This is a genomic window from Piscinibacter defluvii (assembly GCF_004011805.1).
GTDB lineage: Bacteria > Pseudomonadota > Gammaproteobacteria > Burkholderiales > Burkholderiaceae_C > Piscinibacter > Piscinibacter defluvii.
The window spans coordinates 301059-323800 of the sequence record NZ_ML137196.1; the positions used below are offsets into that span (position 1 = coordinate 301059).

The following is a 22742-nucleotide window of genomic DNA, read 5'->3' on the forward strand; positions in this document are numbered from 1 at the left end:
GCGAAAGAACACTCGCGCCGGCTTTGCCGATAGATTGACCGGCGTCACACCATGCCGCCGCTCGACCCCTCCCCGACTGCCGCGCCCGACCCCGGGCCGCTGCGCCGCGACCTGGTGGCCGGCCTGGAGAAGGGCCTGGCCGTCATCTGCGCCTTCGACCAGGAGCAGGAGCGGCCGCTCCTGTCCGTCACCGAGCTGGCCCAGCGCTGCGGGCTGACACGCGCCGCTGCGCGCCGCTACCTGATCACGCTGCAGCACCTCGGCTTCGTGCGCTGCGAGCGCGGCCGCTGGGCGCTCACCGCCAAGGTGCTGCGCCTGGCGCAGAGCTACATGCACTCGGGCCGGCTGCCGCGCCTGGTGCAGCCGGAGTTGCACCGGCTCGTCGCCACGCTGAAGGAGGCCTCGTCGGCCGGCGTGCTGGAAGGCGACGACGTCATCTGCATCGCCGCGCTGAGCGCCGGGCACCTGGTCTCCAGCACCCTGCAGCCGGGCACCCGCGTGCCGGCCTACTGCACCGCCAACGGCCGCGTGCTGCTGGCGGCGCTGCCCGAGGCGCAGCTCGAGGCCTGGCTGTCCGGCCGCGCGCTCCCGCCGCTGACGCCGCAGACCATCACCGACCCGGCGAGGCTGCGCACCGAACTCGCGCGCATCCGCGCGCAGGGCTACGCGCTGGTCGACCAGGAGCTGGAAACCGGCCTGCGCACGCTCTCGGTGCCGCTGGTCAGCGCCGACGGCGCGGTGCTGGCGGCCATCAACGTCAGCGCGCATGCGGCGCGGCGCAGCCTCGAATCGCTGCTCGAGCACTGCCTGCCGGCGCTGCGCCAGACGCAGGCCAACCTGCGCCGGCAACTCTGAATCCGTTCACCCCAGGAGACACCCCATGCGAACCCAGGTCGCGATCATCGGTGCAGGCCCGTCGGGCCTGCTGCTCGGTGCCTTGCTGCACAAGGCCGGCATCGACGCCGTCATCCTCGAGGCGAAGACGCCCGACTACGTGCTCGGCCGCATCCGCGCCGGCGTGCTCGAGCAGGTCTGCGTGGACCTGCTCGACGAGGTCGGCGTCGGCGCGCGCATGCACCGCGAAGGGCTGGTGCACGGCGGCTTCGACCTGGCCTTTGCCGGCCAACGCCACCGCATCGACATGAAGGCGCTCACCGGCGGCAAGCAGGTGATGGTCTACGGCCAGACCGAGGTGACCCGCGACCTGATGGACGACCGCGCCGCCAAGGGTCTGGCCACCGTCTACGAGGCCGCGAACGTGAGCCTGCACGACTTCGACGGCGCCCGGCCGCGCGTGCGCTGGCAGAAGGACGGCGCGACCCACGAACTCGAGTGCGACTTCATCGCCGGCTGCGACGGCTTCCACGGCGTCAGCCGCGCGAGCGTGCCGGAAAGCGCGATCCGCCACTACGAACGGGTCTACCCGTTCGGCTGGCTCGGCCTGCTGTCGGACACGCCGCCCGTCTCGCACGAGCTGATCTACACGCGGCACGAGCGCGGCTTTGCCCTGTGCAGCATGCGCTCGATGACACGCAGCCGGCACTACGTGCAGTGCTCGCTGGACGACAAGGTGGAGAACTGGAGCGACGAGCGCTTCTGGACCGAGCTGCGCCGCCGGCTCGACCCCGAGGCCGCGGAGCGCCTGGTCACCGGGCCGTCGATCGAGAAGAGCATCGCGCCGCTGCGCAGCTTCGTCGCCGAGCCGATGCGCTTCGGCCGGCTGTTCCTGGCCGGCGACGCGGCGCACATCGTGCCGCCCACCGGCGCGAAGGGCCTGAACCTCGCGGCCACCGACGTCGGCTACCTCGGCCGGGCGATCGCCGAGCACTACAACGAGAAGTCCGACGCCGGCATCGACAGCTACTCCGAGCGCTGCCTGCGCCGCATCTGGCGCGCCGAGCGCTTCTCGTGGTGGTTCACCTCGCTGATGCACAAGTTCCCGGAGACCGGCGAGTTCGGCGAGAAGATGCAGCTCGCCGAGCTCGACTACCTGGTCAACTCGGTCGCGGCGTCGACGGTGATGGCCGAGAACTACGTCGGCCTGCCGTTGTGAACCCGGCTACTTGAAGTAGCCCTCCAGGTCGCGCAGCGCGGCCTGGATCTCCTTGCACATCGCCACCACCTCCTCGGCCTGCTTCTTCTTCGCCTTGTCTTCGAGCTTGGCTTCGTCCTTCAGCTTGCCGAAGAAGGTCTCGCCGTCGTACTTCACCCAGACGGCACCGAAGCGCTGCTTCCACTCCGGGTTGACCTGCACGCCGTTGTTGATCGAGCGGCACTGCTGCTTGACGTGGGTGCTCCAGCTCGCCTTGATGGGGTCCTTGATGCAGGCCGCCAGCCCGGTCTTGAGCTTGTCGATGTTCGGCCGGATCAGCTTCTTCTGCCCCTCGATCTGCTGCCGCAGCTTGTCGCGGTAGGCCTCGAAGGTCTTGAACTCCTCGTCGAGGCTGCGGCAGGCGACGGCGACGATGTCGGCGGCCTGGGCGATCGAGGTCACGTAGGCCGTGCTTTGCTTGGGGATCAGCTTGTTGGCGGCGAACTTCTTCGCCACGTCGCCGGCCAGCGCCCGCACGCCGCGTGCCGCCGCCGCATAGGGCATCACCTTGGAGGCGTAGTAGGCCTTGGCCTTCTTCTCGGCCTCGTCGACCTCCGCCTCGTTGTGCAGCTTGCCGTAACCACCGGCGGTGAGCTTGGTCCAGTCGATGCCCGTGTGCAGGTCCTTGAGCTTCTTGAGCGCCGCACCGATGCCGGTCTCGCCGGCCATCTTGGCGATCGTGCCCTTGTTCCTGTCCCAGTTCGCCGCCAGCAGTTCCGCGGGGTAGTCGAGGGTGTTCGGGGTCATGACGAGGCAAGTCGGTTGGAGGAGGCCTGCAATCTACCCGGCAGCACCGCCGGCCGCCAGCGGCAGAGTTCGCACCCGCGTCAGTGCTTGGCCACCGACAGCCAGCGCTCGAGCGTGGCCGGGTCGCGCAGCAGCACCTCGCTGGCCGCCTCGTGCACCACCGCGCCGCGGTCGAGCACCACGGCGTGCCGGGTGATCGGCAGGATCATCTTCGGGTTCTGCTCGACGATGATGGCGGACATGCCCTCGTCGCGCACCACGCGCGCGATCGAGCGCAGCAGCTCCTCGACGATGATCGGCGCGAGGCCCTCGAGCGGCTCGTCGAGCAGCAGCAGCTTGGGGTTGAGCACCAGCGCGCGCGCCACCGCGAGCATCTGCTGCTCGCCGCCGGAGAGGTTGCTGCCCAGGTTGGCGCGCCGCTCGGCCAGGCGCGGGAACATCTCGTAGGCCCGCTCCACCGTCCACGGCCCCGGCCGCGCCACCGCCGTCAGGTTCTCGTGCACCGTGAGCGACTTGAAGATGTTGCGCTCCTGCGGCACCCAGCCGATGCCGGCGGCGGCGCGCCGGTGCGAGGGCAGGTTCGTGATGTCGACGCCGTCGAGCACGATGCGCCCGGCGTGCCGGCGCGTGGCGCCGACGAGCGTGTTCAGCAGCGTGGTCTTGCCGGTGCCGTTGCGGCCCAGCAGCGCCAGCGACGCCCCCTGCGCCAGCGCCAGGTCCACGCCCTGCACCACGACGGCCTCGCCGTAGCCGGACTTCAGTCCCTCGACCCGCAGCAGTTCAGCCATGCGGCGTGCCCTCCCCCAGGTACACCGACTTGACACGCGGGTCGTTGGCGATGGCCTGCACCGGCCCTTCGGCGAACAGTGCGCCGTTGACCAGCACGGAGACCGTGCGCGCGAAGTTGAACACCAGGTCCATGTCGTGTTCGATCAGCAGCACGGTCACGTCGGCCGGCAGCGCATTGACGATATCGAAGATCTCCTGCCGCTCGCCCTCGGGCACGCCGGCCACCGGCTCGTCGAGCAGCAGCACGCGCGGGCTGCAGGCCAGTGCCGTGGCGATCTCGAGCTGGCGCCGCTTGCCGTAGGCCAGGTGCGCCACCTGCACGTCCATCACGTCGTCGAGGTGGAACTGCCGCAGCAGCGTGTCGCAGCGCTCGGCCACGCGGGCATCGCGCCCGAGCGGCTGCCAGAAGCGGCGGCTGATGCCGAGCTGGTTCGACACCGTCAGCGCGAGCGACTGCAGCGGCGTGAGCTCGGCGAACAGCTGGTTGATCTGGAAGGTGCGCACGATGCCGCGCCGCACCCGCTGGTGCGAGGGCAGCCGGGTGATGTCCTCGCCTTCCAGCCACACGCTGCCGCCGGTCGGCTCGAGCACACCGGTCAGCAGGTTGATCAGCGTGGTCTTGCCGGCGCCGTTGGGCCCGATCAGCGCCTGGCGCGCGCCGCGCTCGACCTTCAGCGAGACGTCGTTCGTGGCCGTGAAGCCGCCGAACTTCTTGACCAGGTTCTTGGTTTCCAGGACGACGGTCATGATTTCCTGAACCAGGTCCAGGGCTTGAAGAAGCGGTCTCTTCCCACCATGACGAGCACGACCAGGAACAGGCCGAGCCAGAAGGTCCAGTACTGCGGCGTCCAGGCCGACAGCAGGCTGTGCATCACCTTGAAGCCGATCGCGCCGACCACGCCGCCCCACAGCCAGCCGGTGCCGCCGATGATCAGCATCAGCATCAGGTCGGCGCTGCGGTGGAAGTCGAGCACGTCCAGCGAGGCGAAGCCGGTGGTCTGCGCCAGCAGCGCGCCGGCGGCCCCCGCCATCGCCGCTGAGATCGTGTAGACCGCGCCCAGGCGCAGGTCCACGTTCAGGCCGATGGCCGCGGCGCGCAGCCGGTTGTCGCGGATCGCGCGCAGCGACCAGCCGAACGGCGAGGCCACGATGCGCCGCGCGATCAGCAGGCCGACGACCAGCAGCACCAGCGAGTAGCCGAAGGCGACACGGCCGTACAGGTCGAACTCGAAGCGCCCGAGCAGCGGCCCCATCACCACGCCCTGCAGGCCGTCGGCGCCGCCGGTGAACTCGAGCTTGTTGGCCAGTTCGTACAGCAGCGCCGCGACGCCCAGCGTGATCATCAGGCGCGCCAGGTCCGAGCCACGCATCACCAGCACCGACGACAGCGCCCCCATCAGCGTGGCCGCGGCGATGCCCACCGCCAGGCCGACCAGCGGGTCGGGCATCACGTGCTTGGCGAACAGCGCGGCCGCGTAGGCGCCGGTGCCGAAGAAGGCCGCATGACCGAGCGAGATGACCCCCGCGTAGCCGAGGATCAGGTCGAGCGAGACCGCGAAGAGCGCGAAGATGGCGATCTCGTTGCCGAGCAGCGAATGCTCCTGGCCGGCGGCGAACCAGGAGGCCGCCAGCGCCACCAGCAGCGCCAGCTCCCAGGGCCGCCAGCGCGTGGCCGCGGCGATCGATGCCGATGCGTTCGCGCTCATCGAACCGCCGCCCGTCCGAACAGGCCCTGCGGCCGGAAGTACAGGATGAGCACCATCAACGCGTAGACCACGAAGGCACCGAGCTGCGGCACGTAGTACTTGCCGAACACGTCGGCAATGCCCAGCAGCAGCGCCGCCAGCAGCGGGCCGGTGATGGTGGTGGTGCCACCCACCGAGACGACGATCAGGAAGTAGATCATGAACTTGAGCGGGAAGCTCGGGTCCAGGCCCAGCACCTCGGCCCCGAGCGCACCGCCCAGGCCCGCGAGGCCGGAGCCGACCGCGAAGGTGACGCTGAACACCGTGTTGACGTCGATGCCCAGGCCGGCGGCCACGCGCGGGTCGTCCACCGAGGCGCGCAGCCGGCTGCCGAAGCGCGTGCGCCCGAGCACCCATTGCAGGATCGCGGTGAGCACCAGGCACAGCACGACGATGAACAGCCGGTACTTGCCGATGCCCACCCCGGCGATCTCGAAGCGGCCCTGCAGCCAGGCCGGCAGCTTGACGATCTGCTGCTGCGAGCCGACCAGCCAGTCCATCGCCGCCACGGCCATGAAGACCAGGCCGATCGAGAACAGCACGTGGTCCAGGTGCGGGCGCTTGTACATCGGCCGGTACAGCAGCCGCTCCATCACCGCGCCCGCGACGGCCGGTGCCAGGAAGGCCAGCGGCAGCGTCGCCAGGAAGGGCACGCCGAGCCGGTCCATCAGCAGCACGGTGACGTAGCCGCCCGCCATCGCGAACGCGCCGTGCGCCAGGTTGACGAAGTTCATCAGCCCGAGCGTCACCGCCAGCCCGACGGCCAGCACGAACAGCAGCATGCCGTAGGCGATGCCGTCGAAGAGGAGTGTCAGCATGAACTGGGCAGTGAGGCCGCTTCAAGCGGCCGCCGCGGAACCGGCTTTGCCGGGCCGCTGGCGGCGCCCCCCTGGGGGGGAGCGCCGTGAGGCGCTCCGGGGGGGATCACTTGGACTTGCCGGGGTCTTTCATCGCCTTGATGGCATCGAACTCCACGTTCTGGAGTTCGCCGCCCACGCGCTCGACCTTGCGCACGTACATGTCGTGCACCACGTCGCGGGTCTGGCCGTCGATCAGCACCTCGCCGCGCGGGCTCTCGAAGATCTGGCCCTTCATCGCGGCCAGCAGCTTGTCGCCACCCTCGCCCTTGCTGGCCTTCAGGCCCTCGACGATCACGCGGATGCCGTCGTAGCCGCCCACCGCCATGAAGTTCGGGCGCATGCCGTTGTTGGCCTTCTTGAAGGCCTCGACGAACTTCTGGTTCACGGCCGACTTGTGCGCCGCGGCGTAGTGGTGCGCGGTGACCACGCCCAGCGCCACATCGCCCATGTCGTTGAGCTGGTCGTCGTCGGTGATGTCGCCGGTGCCGATCAGCTTGATGCCGGCCTTGTCCAGCCCGCGCTCGGCGAACTGCTTCATGAAGGCCGCGCCCTGGCCCGAGGGCAGGAACACGAACAGCGCCTGCGGGCTGGCGTCGCGCACCTTCTGCAGCACCGGCGCGAAGTCCGGCGCGCGCAGCGGCGTGCGCAGCTTGTCGACCACCTGGCCGCCGTTGAGCGTGATGCGGTCGGCGAAGAACTTCTCGGCGTCGATGCCCGGACCGTAGTCGCTGACCAGCGAGACCACCTTCTTGATGCCGTTCTTGTTGGCCCATTCGGCGATCGCCACGGCCGCCTGCGGCAGCGTGAAGCTGGTGCGGACGACGTAGGGCGAGGCCTCGGTGATGGCCGAGGTGGCCGCCGCCATCACGACCATCGGCGTCTTGGATTGCGTGGCGATCGGTGCCGTGGCCATCGCCGAGGGCGTGATGCCGAAGCCGGCCAGCGCGACGACCTTGTCGTTGACGACGAGTTCCTGCGCCAGGCGGCGCGTCTGGTCCGGCGTGGAGGCGTCGTCCTTGACGATCACCTCGACCTTGCGGCCGGCGATCACCGGGTTGTTCTGCGCCATGTAGAGCTTCACCGCGGCGTCGATCTGCCGGCCGGTGGAGGCCTGCTGGCCGGTCATCGGCAGGATCAGGCCGATCTTGATCGGGTCCGCGGCGTGCGCGAGGCCGAGGGCCGGGAGGGCGAGTGTGGCCGCGAGGGCACGCAGGAGCTGGCGCTTTTGCATTCGAACTGTCTCCGAAGGGGAACATCCGGGCCGGGCCCGACGACTAAACCTCGATCTTCGCCGATAGGCTGGCGCCCGCCGGGAACGGCCCCCGGTCGGACGACTGGGCATGCTGAGGCAAGCCCGGCGCCAGCCGCAATCCGGGACTACGACTAGCAGCTATCTCAATCCGGCATGCCCCCCGGCGCAGGGGGCCCGGCCGTGCACTACGATGCCCGCGACCGGATCAAGGAGACCCCGCGATGACCACACGCACCACCCCGCCGTTCCGCGCCGACCACGTCGGCAGCTTCCTGCGCCCCAAGTACCTGCTGGACGCCCGCGAGCAGAAGGCCCGCGGCGAGATCACGGCCGAACAGCTGCGCGCGGTCGAGGACCGCGCGATCACCGAGATCGTCCGGTTCCAGGAGGAGGTCGGCCTGCAGTCCATCACCGACGGCGAGTTCCGCCGCACCTACTTCCACATCGACTTCCTGGAGCAGCTCGGCGGCGTCAAGACCGACATCCCGGTGACGGTGCGCAAGCCCGACGGCACGGAGGAGCTCGCGCCGCCGGTGATGCGCGTGGTCGACAAGGTGCGCCACGTCAAGGACATCCAGCGCGCCGACTTCGAGTACCTGAAGAGCCAGGTCTCGGCCGGGCGCACGCCGAAGGTCACGATCCCCAGCCCGACGATGCTGCACTTCCGCGGCGGCCGCGCCGGCATCAGCCGCGAACACTACCCGGAGCTCGACCCGGCCTTCTACGACGACGTGGCGCGCGCCTACGGCGAGGAGCTGAAGAGCCTGTACGAGGCTGGCTGCCGCTACGTGCAGATGGACGACACCAACATGGCCTACCTGTGCGACGAGAAGATGCGCGAGGCGGCCCGCGCCCGCGGCGACGACCCGAACGAGCTGCCGCACCGCTACGCCGGCTTCATCAACAAGGTCGTGGCGTACAAGCCGGCCGGCATGACGCTCGCGATGCACCTGTGCCGCGGCAACTTCAAGAGCACCTTCGCCGCCCAGGGCAACTACGAGCCGGTGGCCGAGGCGCTGCTGGCCGAGATGAACCTGGACGCCTACTTCATGGAGTACGACGACGACCGCTCGGGCGACTTCCGCCCGCTGCGCTTCCTGCCGCCGGGCAAGATCGTCGTGCTCGGTCTCGTCACCACCAAGTTCGGCGAGATGGAGAGCAAGGACACGCTCAAGCGCCGCATCGACGAGGCGTCGCGGTACGCGCCGCTCGAGCAGCTCTGCCTGTCGCCCCAGTGCGGCTTCTCGAGCACCGTGCACGGCAACAACATCGCGGTCGAGTCGCAGCGCGCCAAGCTGCGTCTGGTGGTCGAGACGGCGGCCGAGGTCTGGGGCTGAACTTGCCATTTCGCACGATCGTGCTAAACTACGTTCCATGGACATGCGCGGCACGGTCGAGACGAAGACGGAACGCAGCGGGCTGACACTCGCCGCGATCCTCGACACCGCGCTCGCCATGGCCGCCGCCGAGGGGCTGGAGAGCCTGACCATCGGCGAGGTGGCCAAGCGGCTCGGTCTGTCCAAGAGCGGCGTGTTCTCGCGTGTCGGTTCGCGCGAGGCGTTGCAGAAGGCGGTGGTGGAGGAGTTCGACCGCCGCTTCGTGCAGGACGTGTTCGTGCCGGCGATGCGCGAGCCGCGCGGCCTGCCGCGGCTCGACGAGATCGTGCGGCTGTGGATCCGCCGCACCGCCGACGTCGACGCGAAGATGGGCTGCCTCTACAGCGCCGGCTCGTTCGAGTTCGATGACCGCGAGGGCCCGGTGCGCGAGCAGCTGCTCGACGGCATCCGCCGCTGGCGCAGCGCGCTCAAGCGCACCGTCATCCAGGCCATCGACGCCGGCCACCTGCGGCCCGACACCGATGCCGAGCAGCTCGTCTTCGAGCTCGACGGCCTGTTCATCGCGCTGATGCGCGAGGCCCGCTTCATGCGCGACGCCCGGGCGGGCGAGCGCACCTGGGCGGCCTATCAACGTCTGGTCCGGTCGCTGCAGTCGCCGCCGGCCGAGAGCGCGGCGCGCGCTTCGCGCCACTGACCCGGGGAGAGCGGCCGACCGATCGGCATCCGTCCCGGACGCGCGACCGTATTTCGCACGGTCGTACTAATTGAGGAGAGTCATCATGATCGTCGTGCTCGTCACCATCGCCGCCGGCGCGGCCCTGGGCGTGTGGAAGCTGGTCGGCCTGTGGCGCGCGGTGCCGCGCCGCAACGCCGACCTGGTGCTGTTCTGAGCCGCCCAGCCATGAGCACCAATCCGGCCGCCGCGTTCTACGCGGGCAGCGGCGCCGCCCGCACCGTCGGCGCGGCGCTGCGCCTGCTCGACCGCCTCGCTCCCACCTGGGGCACCCGCGGCGCGCTGCGCCTGTTCTTCACGCCGATGCCGTGGAAGTTCGCGATGCGCCGCCCGCTGCCGCGGCCCTGGATGGCCGAGCGCTGGGCCTTCGAGGGCACCACGCTCGCCTGGTACCGGCGCGGCGACATCGCCGACGAGCGCCCGGTCGTGCTGCTGGTGCACGGCTGGGGCGGCAGCGGCGCGCAGATGCTCGCGCTCGGCGACCGGCTCGCCGCGGCAGGCTTCGATCCGGTGCTGCTGGACTTCCCCGGCCACGGCCGCAGCGGCGCCTGGCGCAGCACGCTGCCGCAGTTCGCGCGGGCCCTGTTCGCCGCTGCGGCGCGGCTCGGGCCGCTGCACGGCGTGGTGGCGCATTCGCTGGGCGCGCTGGCCGCCACGCACGCGGCGGCACGCGGGCTGCCGGTAGAACGCCTGGCGCTGCTCGCCCCCTCGGCGCCGCCGGCCGCGTTCCTCGAGTGGTTCGCGCACAGCTTCGGGCTGGCGCAGGGCCTGGCGGCGCGCATGCGGGCGCAGATCGAGCGCCGCGAGGGCGTCGGCCTGGCCGAGTTCGAACCGGCCTGGCTCGGTGCGCGGGTGACCCAGCCGGTGCTCGTGCTGCACGACGAGGGCGACCGCGTCGCGCCGCACGCCGCCTCGGTGCGCCTGGCCGCGTCATTGCCGGCCGGGCACCTCGTCAGCACACGCGGGCTGGGCCACCGTCGGCTGCTCGACGATGCGCAGGTGGCCGCCGGCGTCCTCGAGCACCTGCAGGCCGATGGCCGGGGCGCCGCTCCGATGGCGTTGCCACAGCGCTGACAGCGCGGCTTCGAACGCGCGTGCGAAGCGGGCGTCGTCGAACAGCGCGCAACGGCCGCGCTGCGCCTCGAGGCGGGCGCGCAGCGCGGCCAGCCGGCCGCCGCCGGCGCTGAGCTCGAGCGCCAGCGCCTCGTAGGCCGAGGCGTCCGCGCAGACCAGTTCGGGCAGCCCGGCCGCACCCAGCAGGCTCGCGGCCACACGCGACGCGAAGGTCTCGCCGCGGCAGGTGAGCACCGGCAGGCCGACCCACAGCGCGTCGCTGGCCGTCGTGTGCGCATTGCAGACGAAGGTGTCGAGGAACAGGTCGGCGCAGGCCAGCCGGGCCAGGTGCGCCGCCGCGTCCACGCGCGGGGCGAACACCAGCCGGGCCGGGTCGACGCCCGCCGCCAGCGCCGCCGCGCGCAGGCGCCTCTCGGCCCCGGCGTCCGGCTGCAGCAGCCACAGCACGCTGTCCGGGCGCGCCTGCAGCAGCCGCATCCACACGCGCCAGACACCCGGCTCGAGCTTGGCCGCCCCGTGCAGCGCGGCCCAGACGAAGCCCTGCGCCGGCAGCCCGAGGCTCGCCCGGGCCGGCGCCGGCGGGCGCACGCGGCGCGCATCGTTGGCCTGGTAGCTGTGCGGCAGGCGCACCACCGCCTCGTCGACCTCGGCGGCATGCTCGGGCGGCAGCACGGTCGCATCGGCGAGCAGCGCGTCGATCCACGGCGCGCCCTGGGTGCCGGGGAAGCCGAGCCAGCCAAGCTGCAGGGGCGCGAGGCGCCGCGCGAACAGCCCCGGCCGGGCGTCGCGGGTCGGCCCGCCGAGGTCGATCGCGATGTCCAGCGCGCAGGCGCGCGCGCGCTGCACCAGCGCCGCGTCGTCCAGCGCGGCCACGTCCTCGAAATGCTCGAAGGCGGCACGCAGGCGCCGGCGCAGCGGGTCCTCGTCGGCAGCCGCCCCGAAGGCGAAGCCGAAGGCCTCGATGCGCTCGCGCGGCAATCGCTCGATCAGTCCGACCGCCAGCCGCGCGGTGGCATGTTCGCGGAAGTCGGCGGAGAAGAAGCCGACCCGCAGGCGGCCATCGGCCGACGGCGGCGCGGGCGGCGGCCGCTCGGCCTGCACGCCGGCAAAGCCGGCCGAGAAGATGCGTGCGCAGGCCTGCAGCCGGGCGCGCGAGAGCGGCAGGTGCAGGGCCACGAAAGGCGCGAGAAGCGGCTCGCCGGCATTGATGGCGCGCGCGGCCTCGCCGCAGGCCGCGTCCAGCACGGCCCAATCGCATTGGCGCAGGGCAGCGTGCAGCCAGCGGCCGAACAGGTAGGGCGTGCCCGGCGCCGCCTGCAGCGCGGCCTGCAGCTGCTGCAGGCCAGCCTCGCCCTGGCCGCCGGCCTGCAACTGCTCGCCCCAGGCGGCCAGCGCCTCGATGCGGCCGGTGCGGCTCGCCTCGAGTGCCGGGTCCCGCGCCAGCGCCTGCTCGAAGGCGGCGGCCGCGGCCTGCGGCCGGCCCAGCGCGAGCAGGGCCTTGCCGTGGTTGTGGTGGGTGGCCGCGTCGGCCGCGCCGCGGGCCAGCAGCGCCTGCAGCACCGGCAGCGCCTCGGCCGCGCGGCCGAGGTCGAGCAGTGCGGCGGCGCGGTTGTTGGCGGCCCCGGCCTCGTCGGGCTGCAGCGCCAGCGCGCGCTCGGCACTGGCCAGCGCCTCGGCCGGGCGGCCCAGGTCGCGCAGCAGCGCCGCACGGTTCGACCAGGCCGCCGCCAGCCCGGGCGCCCGCGCAAGCGCCTGGTCCAGCCCGGCCAGCGCCGCGGCGAAACGGCCCTGCTGGTAGTCCAGCACCGCGCGCAGGTGCAGCGCGTCGACATGCCCGGGCTCGCGCGCGAGCAGCTCGTCGTAGCGCCGGCGCGCCGCGTCCCACTCGCCGCGCCGGTGCGCCTCCAGCGCCTGTGCCAGCAGCATCAGCGGCGCGTGTCGAGCTGGCGCGGCGGCGTGTAGTTGTTCGCGCGCGCCAGGTTCAGGAAGCGCGAGGCCTCGGCATCGCGCCGGTCGACGTTGCGGAAATGCTCGCTGAGCTGGTAGGCCGCGATGCCGTTGCCGAGGTAGGCGGCGAAGATCATCCAGCGGCCGCGGTCGCTGCGCTCGATCAGCTCGCCGGCCGGCGGCAGCGGCAGGCTCTCGGCCACCCGCATCGCGGCGTACTTGTCGCCACGCACGGCGCGCTGCGCGTCCTCGCCCAGGCGCGGACCGAGCTGCGCCGCCAGTGCCGCGACGTCCAGGTTCAGACGCGCCTGGCGCGCCGCGCTGACCACCTTCTCCAGTTCGCCGATGCGGCCCTGCGCCACGTCGGCCTGGTCCTCGGGCAGCTTCTGCGCCAGCGCCTTGAGCTTGTCGATCGCCTCCTCGGGCGCGGCGATGCGGCGCGTCGACTCCAGTTCGTCCACCGCCACGGCAGCGGAGGCGGTGGCGATCCAGGACGGGTCGCCACTCACGTTGCTGGCCAGCTCGGGCAGCTGCGCATTGCGCCCGAAGGCCTTGACGATCGGCTCGATGCTGTTGACCTTGCGCGCCACCTTGACCCGCACCCTCTCGAGCGTCAGGAAGATCGAGCGGCCCGGGTCGGTGACGTCCAGCTCGGCCAGCAGCGCCTCGGCGAACATGGTGTAGCGCGCCGGGTCGTTCGGCGCGAAGGCGCGCTTGCCCGGGCCGGTGGCGAAGGCCACGTGGCAGCCGTCCGGCGGCATGGTCTGGTTGTAGCCCTCGGTGGGCGAGCGCGGCCGGTCCGGCGTGCGGCAGGCGTCGACCAGGATGACGGTGGCGGCGCGGCCGGACGGGCGCTTCAGCCGCGTGAACACCTCGCGCTCGAGCGAGATGCAGGTCTTGGCCAGCTGCGCCGGCGCGGACTCCAGGTTGCCGCCGGCGGGAACCAGGAAGTTCTCCGCGTTCGACTGGAAGCCGTGGCCGACGAAGTAGAACGCGCCGGCGAGCGCCGGATTGGCGGCGATCGTGCGCTGCAGCTTCTCGAGTTCGGCCTGCACCTGCGCGACCGGCGGATCGTGCAGCGCGACGGTCGCGAAGCCGAGCTTGCCGAGCCGCTGCTCCAGGTCGGCGATGCACTTGCGCGCCGGCGGCAGGTTCTCCTCGTTCGGGTTGTACGAGGTGTTGCCCACCAGCAGCGCCTGGCCGCTGGCGGCGGCCCGCGCCGGTCGCGGCAGCGCTGCGCCCAGCGCGGCCGCGCCGGTGGCGTGCAGCAGGCGGCGCCGGCGCAGCGCCATCAGCGGCAGCCCAGGCCCGCGCCGCCGCCGGCGCAGGCATCCGGGCGCTTGGCCGAGTCGATGTTGTCCACCGCGGGCGCGGCCAGCCCGGTCTCGAACACCAGCCCGCGCGAGAGCTGCTTGCGGATGTTCTCCTTGCCGAAGCCGGCCGCCAGCGCCTCGGCCATCGCGCGGCGGAACGGTTCCTGCGCGTCCGACAGGCCCTGCAGGTAGCGCGTGTAGCGCACGTCCTCGAAGGCGCCCTGCGCCACCGTCAGGATGCGCACCGTCAGGCCCTGGCCGCTGCTGTCCAGCGCCAGCGGCGAGACGTTGTAGTTGGCCGCGTCGGCGCCGGTCAGCGTGATGCCCGACACCGTCACCGGCTTGCCCAGGCCGGGGTCGGGCGACGACACGTTGCCGACCGCGCCGCTCGCGTCGACCGCGACCGCATCGCTGGGCAGCAGGCCGGAGAGCTGCAGGTCGTCGGTGACCAGGCGCACCTGGGTCGAGCCGTTGACCACCCGGTTGACGGCGCGCAGGCCCGACAGCGTCAGCGTCAGCGCGCTGATGTTGACGGTCGGTGCGCTCGCGTCGGTCAGCGTGTAGTTGGCCGCGTCGGCGCCGCCGAGCGCGAGCCCGGCCACGGTCACCGGCTTGGCCGTGCCGACGTTCTTGTCGGACATCGTGCCGCTGGCACCGGCCAGCGAGAGCGTCACGTCGTCACCGCTGACGGTGTTGTTCAGCGTGGCCGCCGAGCCGTTCAGCGCCACCGCCGTGGTGCCGTCGTAGGCCCGGTCGACCGCGGTGATGCCGTTGGAGGTGATGCCGCGCGGCGTGATCGTCACGGTCGGCGTGCCGCCGACCGTGACGGTGTAGTTGCCGGCATCGGCGCCGCCGACCGACACGATGCCACCGGTCACCGGCTTGGCGGTGCCGACGTTCTTGTCCGCCATGTTGCCGGTACCGGCACCGAGCGTCACCACGTCGCTGCCGAGCAGCCCGGTCAACGTGGCGGCCGAGGTGCTCAGCGCGACCTGCGTGCCGCCGTCGTAGACGCGGTCGACCCCGGTCACGCCGTCGGCGGTGATGGGCCGCGGCGTGATGGTGACGGTCGGCGAGTTCACCGAGGCCAGCACGTAGTTGCCGGCATCGGCCCCCGCCAGACCGGCGTTGGCCACCGTCACCGCCTTGCCGGCGCCGACGTTCTTGTCGGCCATCGTGCCGGTGGCGCCGGCCAGCGACAGCGTCACCGCGTCGCCGGTGACGGTGTTGGCCAGCGTCGCGCCGGCCGCGCTCAGCGCCACCTGGGTGGTGGCGTCGTAGACCCGGTCGACCGCGGTGATGCCGCTGCCGGTGATGGTGCGCGGGTCGATCGTGAAGGCCGGCGCGCCGGCGGTGGCATCGGTGAAGCCGGCGAACTGCAGGCCGTAGTGCGCCACGCCGCCCAGGTCGGTGCCGGACGTGTTGCCGCTGGCGGCCACCGTGTAGGCCTTGCTGGCGCCGGCGTTCTTGTCGGCGAAGCTGCCTGACGTGTCGACCGTGTAGTTGCTCAGGCTGAACGAACCTTCGCCGAACAGGCCGGTGGCCGTGGTGCCGCCGAAGGCGTAGGCGAAGCCGGTGGTGCCGTCGTAGGTCCGGGTGGTCGCCACCCAGTCGGTGGCCGGCGTGTCGATCGTGCCGGTGGCGCTGGTGACGAACAGGTTGCCCGTGGTCGGCAGCGCACCGGTCCAGTCACCGTAGACGATGCCGTTGAAGTCGGTCGCGGCCGTGCCGAAGGCCAGCGAGGTGCCCAGGTTGTCCTGCGCCGGATCGGTGGAACGCACGATGAAGCGGCCACCCGCGCCGGTCTGCAGCGCGGCGCCGGTGTCGGTGGCGTTGACGAAGCCGGCGGTCGTCAGGTCGATCAGCGCACCGGTGGTGTTGATGCCGGCGGTGTCCAGCGTCAGCACGCCGGTGCTGCTGGCCCGCACGTCGCCGGCACCGCGCCCGGAGATGATCAGCGGGCCCTGTGCCGCGAGCTCGAAGTCGCCGCCGGCGGCGAAGCCGACCGCGCCGAGGAACTGGTTGCCGGCGTTGGTCAGCAGCGCGGCGTCGGTGCCGGTGGTGGTGATGTTCGTGACGCCCGAGACCGTCAGCGCGCCGCTCTGCGTCAGGCCGCCGGTGGCGCTGAGGGTGAAGTCACCGCCGACGCTGCCCTGCACGCTCATCGGCGTGCCGGCCGGGTTGTCGTTGCGCAGCGTGACGCCGGCGGTGTCCAGCGTCAGGCTGCCGATGCGGTTGTTCGGGCTCTGCAGGTTCAGCGTGATGGCCGCATCGCCGAAGGCCTGCGCGGTGACCTGCGCGGCGACGATGCCGCCGGCCTGCGCATCCTCGAACACGCTGGCCGAGACGTCCTGCGGCGAGTTGAAGTTCACCTGCTGCGCGGTGATGACGTTGCTGATGAAGCTGCTGCTCGCGGTCAGCGACACCGAGCCGAGCGACTGGATCGGCGCGCCGATGGCGATCGAGTCGCTGAAGCCGCCGCCGGTGTTCAGCGCCAGCGAGCTGTTGTTCAGCGTCATCGGGCTGCTGATGGTCAGCGTCGGGCTGGTCAGCGTGAGCGTGGTGGCCGCGCCGCCGGCGGCCACGGTGAGCGGCGCGGTGACGCTGATCTGGAAGTCCGCCGCCAGGTCCACGTCGGTGGTGGCCAGCAGCGTGGCGACCCGCGTGGACGTGATGCGGCTGGCCGCCCCGGCGAAGTCGGCCAGCGTCAGCGAGGACGCCACCAGGTCGTCGCCGACCGTGTTGTCGCCGTTGATGTCGGCCGTGGCGCCGATCTGCAGCGTCGACGGGTCGAGCAGCAGCGTGCCGCGCTGCGCCCCCGGCGCGCGCAGGTCGGCGCTGCCGAGGAAGCTCAGGTGCTGCTTGCCCGACACCTCGGCCAGGCCGCCGTTGCCGCCGCCCGCGCCGCGCGCCGCGATGTGCCCCTCGAAGCGCGTCAGCGCGTCGGACCAGACCACCGCGGTGCCGCCGTCGCCCTGGACGCGGGCGCTGACGTCGATGCTCGCGTGGGCGCCGACCGCCGTGACCTGCGCGTGCGGCTGCGGCCCCTCGCCGCGCAGCCCGCCGCCGACCAGCACCGTGCCGCCGCCGGCCGCGCCCGAGGCGTCGATGCGGGCCGCGCCGAGCAGGCCGATGCGCTGGCCGGTCACCTCGACGCTGCCGCCCTCCAGGCCGGCGCCGCCGCGTGCGTCGAGCGTGCCGGTGACACGCACCACGCCGGCATCGCCGCCGGAGAGCACGATCCTGCCGTCGCGCTGCTCGATGCTGCGCGCGCGCACCACGCCGCCGACCTGCATCACCGTGCCCAGCGCCGCCTCGGCCGCCGCCACCTGCAGCGACACCTGCCCGCCGTCGGCCACGATGCGGCCGCTGTTGGCCACGCGTGCCGCCACCGCCTCGACCGGCACGCGGATGCTCAGCAGGCCGGAGCCGGTCGGGTCGATCTCGACCGCGCTGCCGGCCGCCAGCGCGGCGGTGCCGCCCGGCGCGACGATGCTGCCGCTGTTGCCGACGCGCCGGCCGGCCAGCACGACATGGCCGCCCTCGGCGGCGCGCAGCGTGCCGGCATTGCGCACCGCGGCGCTGCTGTCGCCGGACAGGCGCAGTTGCCCGGCCATCAGCGCATCCACGTCGGCCTTCAGCGTGGTGGCCACCAGCGCGCCGACGCTGACCTGCGATCCGGGCGCGAACAGCACGCCGTTGGTGTTCTGCAGGAACACGTGACCGTTGGCCGTCAGGTTGCCGTAGATGACGCTGGCGTCGTCGCCGACGATGCGGTTCAGCGCCACCGAGTTGCGCCCGGGCTGGACGAAACGCACCGTGTTGCCGGCGCCGATCGAGAAGCTCTGCCAGTCGGCCACCAGGCGATCGGTGGTCTGGCGCACGGTCATCGTGCTGCCGCTGCTGCTGATGCTGCCGCTGCCGCGCACGATGGTGCCGCCGGTGGGCAGTGCGGCGCCCTGCGCCAGCGCCAGCGAGCAGGCACAGGCCAGCGGGGTGAGCAGGAAGACGCGACGCGTCGACTTCATCGTGATCTCCTTCAGAACGGCTGGCTCAGCTGCACGTAGGCGCGGGTGCGAGAGTCGTCGCTCTGCGCCACCGCGTCGCCGCGCACGGCCAGGTAGCCCTTGACGATCAGCCCGTTGGCGCCGCCGTAGGTCAGGCCGATGCCGTGGCCCATCAGCTTGCGGATGTTGCGCGAGCTGTCGCCCACGCGGGGCTCCTGGTGCAGCTGCCCGTAGGCGTAGTCGCCGAACACCGCCAGCACCCAGTCGCCCGGCAGCGCCTCGATGGCCAGCGGCTTGCGGTACTCCCAGCCGCCGATCAGGCCGTGGTCGCTCGGCGACTCGGGCGCCGGGTAGGCCCGCACGCCGCTCGGTCCGCCGAGGCTGAACTTCTCCGAGCTGTCGAGGTTCTTGCTCGCGTACTGGCCCGAGAGGCTGAAGTACAGGTAGTCCTTGTTCGGCAGCACCTGCAGGCGCGAGGCGGTGAAGCCCAGCTTGGCGTAGCCGCCGTTGGTCTTGAAGCCACCGTCGCCCTGGTCGAGGTCGAGTTCGCTGGGGGTGTCGATGTCCAGCTTGCCGCCCACCAGCGTCAGCGAGTAGTTGCTGATGCCGCCGCCGAAGATCGTGTCGCGGAAGTCGCCCACCGCGCCGAGCGTCACGTAGCTCGTCACGCCTTTCTTGATGACCAGCGGATAGGTGCTCACCGTGTCGTCGAACTTGCGCACGTCGGCGCTCGCGGTCAGGAACAGGTTGGTGTTGCGCGAGCGGACCTGCGGATGCAGGAACTGCAGCGACAGCGCCTGGGCGGTGCCGTGGGCGTCGAGCGCCTCGAGCGAATCGCCGAGCTTGTACTTCAGGAAGCTGGCCGCCACGCCGACCTTCGTGCCGTAGGCGTTGACCGGGGTCAGCCAGGCGGCGCGCACGAAGGCCGAGCCGCCGTTCAGCGAGGCCTGGCCGCGGATCGAGAACACGTCGCCGCGGCCGGCGAGGTTGAACCACTCGCCGTTGGCGAACAGGCGGTAGCGGCCGGTGAAGACCGAGCCGCCGTTGTCGAACTCGAGCGAGTAGGCGCTGCCCTTGGCCGCCGACACCTTGATCGTCAGGTCGGCCTGGCCGACCTTCTCGCCCGGGGTCAGCGAGGAGGTCACCGCGATGCCGCGCAGGTCGCCCAGCGTGAACAGCGCGCTCTCGATCAGCTCGCGCTCGGCCACCGGGTTGCCGCGCAGCCGGGCGACGATGTTGTCCATCAGTTCAGCGGATACCTTGACGCCCGGCTCGGCCTCGATCTGCACCGCGCCGATCCGGCCGATCAGCACCTGCAGCGTGACCGTGCCGTCGACCAGCTGCTGCTCGGGCACGTAGGCCTGGGCGAGGAAGTAGCCCTGGCGCTGCAGCGCGACCTCGACGTCCTTGGCCGCGTCCTCCAGGTCGACGAGCGTCTTGCGCGGCCCGGTGTATTTCTGCAGCATCGGCAGCAGCGCGGCGCGCCGCTCGGGAGTCAGCACGTCGAGCCCCGCGATCCGGAAGGCCTTGACCTCGATGCTCGGTCCGCCGCTCGTCGGCGCCGTCACGGCCCGCGGCAGCACCAGTTCGGCGGGCGGTTTGCCGAGCGCCGGGGCCGGCACGCCCTGGGGCTGCGCCTGCTGCAGCAGCGAGCCGGCGCTGGGTTGATTCGGCACGGTCTGCTGCGCCGCAACCGCCAGCGGCAGCAGGCACGGCAGCAGGCCCGGTGTCCAGCGGCGGGCGCGGCGGCCCTCAGGGGATGCGGATGTCACGAGGCCACCTGTCGGTTCGAAGACCGCTGGACCTTACGAAGCGCACCCCGCGGTGTCAATCACCCGGGCAAGGCCGCGGCAGCGCCGCCACACCTTCACACCACGCGCACCGCGAGTCCGGCCACCTTCAGCAGCAGTTCGACCAGCAGGGCCCGCTCGGCCGACGAGAGCCCGCGCAGGGGCTCCTGCTCCATGGTCGCGGCGATCGCCTCGGCGCGGCGCAGCAGCTCATGGCCCGAGGCGGTGAGGTGGATCAACATGGCGCGCCGGTCGCGTGTGCTGCGCACCCGTTCGACCCAGCCGGCCTCGACCAGCCGGTCGATCGCCGCGGCCATGTTGGGCGGCGCCACGTCCAGCGCCTCGCCGAGCTGCTTCTGGTTCACCTCGGGGTTGGAGGCCACCAGCACCAGGATGGAATAGTCCAGCACCTTCAGGCCGAGCGGACCGAGGTGGCGTGCGAAGGTCTTGCGCAGCTCGATCGCAGCGCGGCTGGCCGCATAGCCCACCAGCGTGGTCAGGCGCGACTGGTCGAGCGCCGACGACGCGGCCTCGGGCGCGAGCGCCTCGGCCTTCATGCCGCGTCGAACGCCTCGATCGCCGCGAACGGCGTGCGGCCGGCACGCGCCTGCGCGAGCGCCTGGGCGAACTCGGGTTCGAGCTGCGCGAAGCAGTGCGCCGCGCTCTCGCACTTGGCGCGGTGGAAGGCGTCGCCCGCGGCCGCGCGTTCGGCCGACACCGCGTCGGCGCGTGCCCAGGCGGCCGCCACCAGCGCCAGGCCGCAGGCGCGCAGCAGGTCGTCGGCCACGCGGTAGGGCAGCTCGGCATCGCCGGCCGCGGCGGCCACGGTGTCGCGCAGCGCCGACTCGAGCCGCGCGAGCCAGTCCTGCGCCGCGGCGGCATGGCGCGCCTGCGGCGGCAGCGCCGCGCGCTGGCGCTGCAGCAGCGCGAAGAACTTCGCGCCGCCGTCGGGAAGGACCTTGCGCACCACCAGGTCGATCGCCTGGATCTGGTTGGTGCCCTCGTAGACCATCGCGATGCGGGCATCGCGCACACATTGCTCCACGCCCCAGTCGTGCGTGTAGCCGTGGCCGCCGAACACCTGCAGCGCGTCGCTCGCCAGCGCGAATCCGTTGTCAGTGAGGAAGGCCTTGAGCACCGGCGTCAGCAGCGCCGCGTCGTCCTGCGCGCTGCGGCGCAGCGCGCCGTCCTCGGCATGTTCGGCCAGGTCCAGCAGGTGCGCGGCCGCGTAGGCGAGCATGCGGCCGCCTTCGACCAGCACACGCTGGCGCAGCAGGCTGCGGCGCACCGCCGGGTGCAGCACGATCGGGTCGGCCGGCGCAGCGGTGTCGCCGCGCTGCGGCGCGCGCGACTGCAGCCGCTCGTGCGCGTAGCGCAGCGCATTGCGGTGCGCGTTGTCGGCCAGCGCCAGCCCCTGCAGCGCCACGTGCAGGCGCGCCGAGTTCATCATCGCGAACATCGCCGCCAGGCCGCGGTGCGGCTCGCCGACGATCCAGCCGGTGGCCCCCTCGAAGGCCATCACGCAGGTGGCGCTGCCCTTGATGCCCATCTTCTTCTCGATGCCGTCGCAGCGCAGCGCGTTGCGCGTTCCGTCGGGCAGGATCTTCGGCGCGAGGAACAGCGAGATGCCCTTGGTGCCCGGTGGTGCGTCCGGCAGCCGGGCCAGCACCAGGTGCACGATGTTGTCGGTCAGGTCGTGCTCGCCGCCGGAGATGAAGATCTTCTGGCCGCTGAGCCTCACGCTGCCGTCGGGTTGCGGCTGCGCCCGGGTGCGCAGCAGGCCGAGGTCGGAGCCGGCATGCGCCTCGGTCAGGCACATGGTCGAGAGCCACTCCCCGCTCACCACCGGGCCGAGGTAGCGCTGCTGCAGCTCGGGCGAGGCGTGCCGATGCAGGCATTCGTAGGCGCCGTGCAGCAGGCCGGGGTACATGGTCCAGGCGTGATTGGCCGCGCTGAGCATCTCGTACAGCGCGGCGTTGAGCACCTGCGGCAGGCCCTGGCCCCCGACGGCCGGATCGCAGGCGAGCGCCGGCCAGCCGGCGGCGACGAAGGCCTGGTAGGCGGCGCGGAAGCCCTTCGGCGTGCCGACCGCGCCGTCGCGCCAGCTGCAGCCCTCCAGATCGCCGGGCCCGTTCAGCGGCGCCACCACCTCGACGGCGAACTTCGCCGCCTCCTCGATCACCTGCACGGCGGTATCGGCGTCGAGCTCGGCGAACGCGTTCAGCTGCGCCCACTGCGCCGGCAGGCCGAGCAGCTCCTCGATCACGTAGCGCATCTCGCGCACCGGGGCGCGGTACTCCCAGCTCATGGCGTCCTCAGACGTTGGTCTTCTGGCGCGCCGCACCCAGGTAGGTGTCGATCACGCGCGGGTCCTTGGCAAGCTGCTCGGCCGGGCCCTCGAGCGCGATCTCGCCCATCTCGAGCACGTAGCCGTGGTCGGCCACCTCGAGCGCGGCGCGGGCGTTCTGCTCGACCAGCAGGATGGTCACGCCGGTGGCGCGCAGCTTCTCGATCGTGCGGAAGATCTCCTTGACCACCAGCGGCGCCAGGCCGAGGCTGGGCTCGTCGAGCATCAGCAGGTCGGGCTGGCTCATCAGCGCACGGCCGACCGCGAGCATCTGGCGCTCGCCGCCCGAGAGCGTGCCGGCCAGCTGCACGCGGCGCTCCTTCAGGCGCGGGAACAGCGTGTACACCTGCTCCAGCCCCTCGCCGGCCTTGCGCCGGCCCTGGCGCACCTGGCGGTAGCCGCCCAGCAGCAGGTTGTCCTCCACCGGCATGGTGCCGAACAGCGCACGCGTCTCCGGTACCAGCGCGATGCCCTGCATCACGCGCTCTTCCAGCGTGCGGCGCAGCACCGAGGCGCCGGCGTAGCGGATCTCGCCGCGCGCCGGCAGCACGCCCATCAGCGCGTTCAGCAGGGTGGACTTGCCGGCGCCGTTCGGGCCGATCACCGTCACCACGCTGCCCTTGGCGGCCTTCAGGCGGATGCCGTGCAGCACCTCGGCGCGGCCGTAGCCGGCGTGCAGGTCGTTGACCTCGAGAAGCAAGTCCGTCAT

The 22742-nt window shown here is 72.1% G+C and carries 17 protein-coding genes and 1 pseudogene; 5 read left to right on the forward strand and 13 right to left on the reverse strand.

Annotated features, from left to right (window positions below; genetic code table 11):
- Nucleotides 1-51 precede the first annotated feature (51 nt).
- Together D9C15_RS01395 and pobA are read left to right on the forward strand one after the other, a co-directional pair.
- Nucleotides 52-855: an IclR family transcriptional regulator domain-containing protein gene (locus D9C15_RS01395; RefSeq protein ID WP_127995632.1), complete on the forward strand. Its 804-nt coding sequence runs from the start codon at nt 52-54 to the stop codon at nt 853-855.
- 25 nt (nt 856-880) lie between these two features.
- Nucleotides 881-2053 (forward strand): 4-hydroxybenzoate 3-monooxygenase, encoded by a 1173-nt coding sequence (pobA, locus tag D9C15_RS01400; protein ID WP_127995633.1) that lies wholly within the window; start codon nt 881-883, stop codon nt 2051-2053.
- A 6-nt stretch (nt 2054-2059) separates the two neighbouring features.
- On the opposite strand, the gene D9C15_RS01405 is transcribed toward pobA, so the two are convergent.
- The 6 genes from D9C15_RS01405 to D9C15_RS01430 all read right to left on the reverse strand — a co-directional run bounded on the left by D9C15_RS01405 (nt 2060) and on the right by D9C15_RS01430 (nt 7464).
- On the reverse strand, nt 2060-2839 hold the full coding sequence (locus D9C15_RS01405) for a hypothetical protein (protein ID WP_127995634.1): 780 nt from the start codon (nt 2837-2839) through the stop codon (nt 2060-2062).
- Between the two features lie 80 nt (nt 2840-2919).
- On the reverse strand, nt 2920-3627 hold the full coding sequence (locus D9C15_RS01410) for an ABC transporter ATP-binding protein (protein WP_127995635.1): 708 nt from the start codon (nt 3625-3627) through the stop codon (nt 2920-2922).
- Nucleotides 3620-4375 (reverse strand): ABC transporter ATP-binding protein, encoded by a 756-nt coding sequence (locus D9C15_RS01415; protein ID WP_127995636.1) that lies wholly within the window; start codon nt 4373-4375, stop codon nt 3620-3622. The genes D9C15_RS01410 and D9C15_RS01415 overlap by 8 nt, the downstream gene beginning before the upstream one ends.
- Nucleotides 4372-5334 carry a branched-chain amino acid ABC transporter permease gene (locus D9C15_RS01420; protein WP_127995637.1) on the reverse strand — a complete coding sequence of 321 codons (963 nt, stop codon included), beginning with the start codon at nt 5332-5334 and terminating at the stop codon, nt 4372-4374. Before D9C15_RS01420 ends, D9C15_RS01415 begins: the two co-directional genes overlap by 4 nt.
- Nucleotides 5331-6191, reverse strand: a complete 861-nt coding sequence (locus tag D9C15_RS01425; protein ID WP_127995638.1) for a branched-chain amino acid ABC transporter permease — start codon at nt 6189-6191, stop codon at nt 5331-5333. The genes D9C15_RS01420 and D9C15_RS01425 overlap by 4 nt, the downstream gene beginning before the upstream one ends.
- A gap of 106 nt (nt 6192-6297) precedes the next feature.
- A complete protein-coding gene (locus D9C15_RS01430; RefSeq protein WP_127995639.1) occupies nt 6298-7464 on the reverse strand; it encodes an ABC transporter substrate-binding protein in 1167 nt (388 codons plus the stop codon).
- 242 nt (nt 7465-7706) lie between these two features.
- Between D9C15_RS01430 and D9C15_RS01435 the strand changes: the two genes are divergently transcribed.
- From D9C15_RS01435 to D9C15_RS33865, 3 genes are all read left to right on the forward strand, one after another.
- On the forward strand, nt 7707-8822 hold the full coding sequence (locus D9C15_RS01435; protein ID WP_127995640.1) for a 5-methyltetrahydropteroyltriglutamate--homocysteine S-methyltransferase: 1116 nt from the start codon (nt 7707-7709) through the stop codon (nt 8820-8822).
- Nucleotides 8823-8859: 37 nt separating this feature from the next.
- Complete coding sequence (locus D9C15_RS01440) at nt 8860-9516, forward strand: TetR/AcrR family transcriptional regulator (RefSeq protein ID WP_127995641.1); 657 nt, start codon at nt 8860-8862, stop codon at nt 9514-9516.
- Nucleotides 9517-9723: 207 nt separating this feature from the next.
- Nucleotides 9724-10629, forward strand: coding sequence for an alpha/beta hydrolase (locus tag D9C15_RS33865; protein ID WP_127995642.1), 906 nt, complete (start codon nt 9724-9726; stop codon nt 10627-10629).
- Between the two features lie 33 nt (nt 10630-10662).
- Here D9C15_RS33865 and D9C15_RS01450 read toward each other — a convergent pair.
- The 7 genes and pseudogenes from D9C15_RS01450 to D9C15_RS01480 all read right to left on the reverse strand — a co-directional run.
- Nucleotides 10663-12555, reverse strand: a pseudogene (locus D9C15_RS01450) (O-linked N-acetylglucosamine transferase, SPINDLY family protein); the annotation flags it as partial.
- A complete protein-coding gene (locus D9C15_RS01455; RefSeq protein WP_127995644.1) occupies nt 12555-13868 on the reverse strand; it encodes a caspase family protein in 1314 nt (437 codons plus the stop codon). The pseudogene D9C15_RS01450 and the gene D9C15_RS01455, both read right to left, overlap by 1 nt.
- A complete protein-coding gene (locus D9C15_RS01460) occupies nt 13868-17917 on the reverse strand; it encodes a beta strand repeat-containing protein (protein ID WP_127995645.1) in 4050 nt (1349 codons plus the stop codon). Before D9C15_RS01460 ends, D9C15_RS01455 begins: the two co-directional genes overlap by 1 nt.
- An 11-nt stretch (nt 17918-17928) precedes the next feature.
- Nucleotides 17929-19668, reverse strand: a complete 1740-nt coding sequence (locus D9C15_RS01465; protein WP_127995646.1) for a ShlB/FhaC/HecB family hemolysin secretion/activation protein — start codon at nt 19666-19668, stop codon at nt 17929-17931.
- A 95-nt stretch (nt 19669-19763) separates the two neighbouring features.
- A complete protein-coding gene (locus tag D9C15_RS01470) occupies nt 19764-20243 on the reverse strand; it encodes a MarR family winged helix-turn-helix transcriptional regulator (protein ID WP_127995647.1) in 480 nt (159 codons plus the stop codon).
- Nucleotides 20240-21994 (reverse strand): acyl-CoA dehydrogenase family protein, encoded by a 1755-nt coding sequence (locus tag D9C15_RS01475; protein ID WP_127995648.1) that lies wholly within the window; start codon nt 21992-21994, stop codon nt 20240-20242. The genes D9C15_RS01470 and D9C15_RS01475 overlap by 4 nt, the downstream gene beginning before the upstream one ends.
- Nucleotides 21995-22001: 7 nt before the next feature.
- Nucleotides 22002-22742 carry an ABC transporter ATP-binding protein gene (locus D9C15_RS01480; protein ID WP_127995649.1) on the reverse strand — a complete coding sequence of 247 codons (741 nt, stop codon included), beginning with the start codon at nt 22740-22742 and terminating at the stop codon, nt 22002-22004.

What these genes read in the sequence shown, in the direction of transcription:
- pobA (WP_127995633.1), top strand. Translation starts at nt 881, where the DNA reads ATGCGAACCCAGGTCGCGATCATCGGTGCAGGCCCGTCGGGCCTGCTG.
- D9C15_RS01395 (WP_127995632.1), top strand. Translation starts at nt 52, where the DNA reads ATGCCGCCGCTCGACCCCTCCCCGACTGCCGCGCCCGACCCCGGGCCG.
- D9C15_RS01480 (WP_127995649.1), bottom strand. Translation starts at nt 22,742, where the DNA reads ATGACGGACTTGCTTCTCGAGGTCAACGACCTGCACGCCGGCTACGGC.
- D9C15_RS01430 (WP_127995639.1), bottom strand. Translation starts at nt 7,464, where the DNA reads ATGCAAAAGCGCCAGCTCCTGCGTGCCCTCGCGGCCACACTCGCCCTC.
- D9C15_RS01475 (WP_127995648.1), bottom strand. Translation starts at nt 21,994, where the DNA reads ATGAGCTGGGAGTACCGCGCCCCGGTGCGCGAGATGCGCTACGTGATC.
- D9C15_RS01460 (WP_127995645.1), bottom strand. Translation starts at nt 17,917, where the DNA reads ATGAAGTCGACGCGTCGCGTCTTCCTGCTCACCCCGCTGGCCTGTGCC.
- D9C15_RS01405 (WP_127995634.1), bottom strand. Translation starts at nt 2,839, where the DNA reads ATGACCCCGAACACCCTCGACTACCCCGCGGAACTGCTGGCGGCGAAC.
- D9C15_RS01435 (WP_127995640.1), top strand. Translation starts at nt 7,707, where the DNA reads ATGACCACACGCACCACCCCGCCGTTCCGCGCCGACCACGTCGGCAGC.
- D9C15_RS01425 (WP_127995638.1), bottom strand. Translation starts at nt 6,191, where the DNA reads ATGCTGACACTCCTCTTCGACGGCATCGCCTACGGCATGCTGCTGTTC.
- D9C15_RS33865 (WP_127995642.1), top strand. Translation starts at nt 9,724, where the DNA reads ATGAGCACCAATCCGGCCGCCGCGTTCTACGCGGGCAGCGGCGCCGCC.
- D9C15_RS01420 (WP_127995637.1), bottom strand. Translation starts at nt 5,334, where the DNA reads ATGAGCGCGAACGCATCGGCATCGATCGCCGCGGCCACGCGCTGGCGG.
- D9C15_RS01470 (WP_127995647.1), bottom strand. Translation starts at nt 20,243, where the DNA reads ATGAAGGCCGAGGCGCTCGCGCCCGAGGCCGCGTCGTCGGCGCTCGAC.
- D9C15_RS01440 (WP_127995641.1), top strand. Translation starts at nt 8,860, where the DNA reads ATGGACATGCGCGGCACGGTCGAGACGAAGACGGAACGCAGCGGGCTG.
- D9C15_RS01415 (WP_127995636.1), bottom strand. Translation starts at nt 4,375, where the DNA reads ATGACCGTCGTCCTGGAAACCAAGAACCTGGTCAAGAAGTTCGGCGGC.
- D9C15_RS01455 (WP_127995644.1), bottom strand. Translation starts at nt 13,868, where the DNA reads ATGGCGCTGCGCCGGCGCCGCCTGCTGCACGCCACCGGCGCGGCCGCG.
- D9C15_RS01410 (WP_127995635.1), bottom strand. Translation starts at nt 3,627, where the DNA reads ATGGCTGAACTGCTGCGGGTCGAGGGACTGAAGTCCGGCTACGGCGAG.